The sequence below is a fragment of the Methanospirillum sp. genome (assembly GCF_035560735.1).
Taxonomy (GTDB): Archaea; Halobacteriota; Methanomicrobia; order Methanomicrobiales; family Methanospirillaceae; genus Methanospirillum.
Map to the genome: position 1 here is coordinate 1 of NZ_DATMYY010000174.1, position 2,117 is coordinate 2,117.

At 44.6% G+C, this 2,117-nt stretch carries 3 protein-coding genes; all 3 read left to right on the forward strand.

Annotation, left to right across the window (positions count from 1 at the left end; genetic code table 11):
- On the forward strand, window positions 1-945 hold a 945-nt coding region (hmdB, locus tag VN429_RS05255), incomplete at its 5' end, for a 5,10-methenyltetrahydromethanopterin hydrogenase cofactor biosynthesis protein HmdB (protein WP_325630567.1).
- 25 nt (window positions 946-970) lie between these two features.
- Window positions 971-1,465, forward strand: coding sequence for a DUF3236 domain-containing protein (locus VN429_RS05260; protein WP_325630569.1), 495 nt, complete (start codon window positions 971-973; stop codon window positions 1,463-1,465).
- Window positions 1,459-2,117, forward strand: a 659-nt coding sequence (locus tag VN429_RS05265) for an SAM-dependent methyltransferase HcgC family protein (RefSeq protein WP_325630571.1), incomplete at its 3' end; no start/stop codon positions are given. The genes VN429_RS05260 and VN429_RS05265, both read left to right, overlap by 7 nt.

Consider the following 2,117-nt stretch of genomic DNA (forward strand, 5'->3'; position numbering starts at 1 on the left):
CTCATGGAAACTGCAAACGAAGTGAGGAGAGATCAGGGCACCACCGTAAAACTCACATCTACGGTGCATCTCACAAATATCTGCCAGGTATCTCCAAAATGCGGATACTGTGGATTTGCTGCAGGAACCTCTAATGAGGGATATTTTCATCCATTTTACAAATCTGAATCAGAGATACTTAAGGCTGCTAAAAAGATAGAAGAATCCGGCATCCCAAGAGTGAGTTGTTCCGGAGCCCATGGATATCAGGGGAAACAGGCAGTAGATGCGGCGCGAATTGTAAAAGAGAATACAACACTTGAACTTTTAGTAAATGTGGGCGCTGACTTAAGCAGGGACTCGCTCTCTCAAATTGCCAGATTTGAAACAGACACCGTCTGCTGTAATCTTGAAACTGTAAACCAGGCGCTATTTCATGCCGTAAAACCCGGGGAGAGATTTGAAGACAGAGTCAGATCATGCGAGATGATCTCTGAACAGGGCGTGGAACTCTCTTCAGGTCTTTTGGTGGGCCTTGGAGAATCATATGAGGATCGTATCGCTCATTTGAAATTTCTCCGTCGTTTTAAATCCCTAGGAGAGATCCCCATCATGGGATTTAACCCATATATGGGAACACCGATGCAGAATCATCCTCCCTGCAGCCTTGAAGAGCAGATGAAGACCATCGCAATCACACGCATTCTCTATCCTGAAATCAGAATTACAGTGCCTACTCCAACAATCGGACCTGAAAATGTGAAATACTCACTGATAGCAGGAGCAGATAATGTGGCTACAGTAATTCCTGATTCATATCCGTTAGATATCAAAGGAGTCGGCTCACCTACATTTGGAACATTGAATGAAGTAGTCAGGATTATCAGGGAGATGGGTCTGACCCCTGAACTCAGACACCAGACCGTTCCGGTGGTTTCTACAAAACCACTTGTTCCAGGAATATAACGAGAAAAAATGGTGAGATAAAGCAATGGATCTGGATCAGATAGTTGAGAATGCTTACTACGAGTCTGTAACCGGGATCAGGACCGGAGATACAAAGACAGAGTGCAGAGAACTGCGCAAATACATCAGGGATGCTAAGGAGATCATAGTCCCGAATCACAGTGATGCGAAAGTTATTGCCATCAATGAAGTTCTTGAAATGTTCGGGCTTTCAAAAGCGAAACATCTCCAGATACACACCGATGCCTGTGATGTCAGTAGAATGCCAGCGATAACAAAAGCTATAATGGCTCTTGACACCTGCTCATGCGATCTGGTCATTGCACGGGGTAGACTTGGTATCCCAGGATCGGGATCAATGTTGGTAATTCTGGACAGGAAAGGGCGTCTTCTTACTGCTTCGCTCTCACCACCTCATATCATTCATGGAAAGGCAGTTTCAGATGCTGTTCGTGATGAGATGACAAATGCCCTGGAGAGGATAGGATTTACCAAATCCAGGGAGAAGGATGAATGTTAGAGATCTGTCGTTCTGAAGACGGGATCACTCCAACAGTCAAAACCTTCTTCTCATTGTACATGCTTCAGGACGTAATTGATCAGATTACATTGAAAAAGACCCTGGCAGTTTTACAGTGGCTCGAAAGAACAGGGCCGATGCCACGAAAATGCCTGATTATCGGAGCATATCTCACCGGGGCACGGCTTGCAAATACCCTGGCTAAAACCTCTTCAGTGACAGTAATCGACCAGTTTCCACTCGTTAAAAATTTTCTTGATTCTCATGTTTCATTTACATCATCTATTGAGGACCTTCCCACTGAGGGATGGGATCTCATAGTGGACACAACAGGTCTGGGAGGAATTGATCCTCAAATACTCAAAAAATTAGGAACACCTTTGATATTTGTTGCAGAAGATCCCTGCTCTGACGGGAGCGATGCTGTCATTTTAAAGGTTAACCAGTGTTACCGGCTTATTGGCAGTATGGAATCAGAAAGGAAAGGAGTACTTCAGACTGGAGGGCTCAATACAAAAACTTCAGGAACTATGACCCTTATGGTAGAGATCCTGAGACGGTCAATGGAAGACGCGATAAAACTGGAAGGGGTATTATACAGCACCGGGTATTGTGAGCCATTTGAGCGCATTTTATTCAGAGAGGGAAATTT

Coding starts and splice junctions, on each gene's coding strand:
- VN429_RS05260 (WP_325630569.1), top strand. CDS start 971: ATGGATCTGGATCAGATAGTTGAGAATGCTTACTACGAGTCTGTAACC.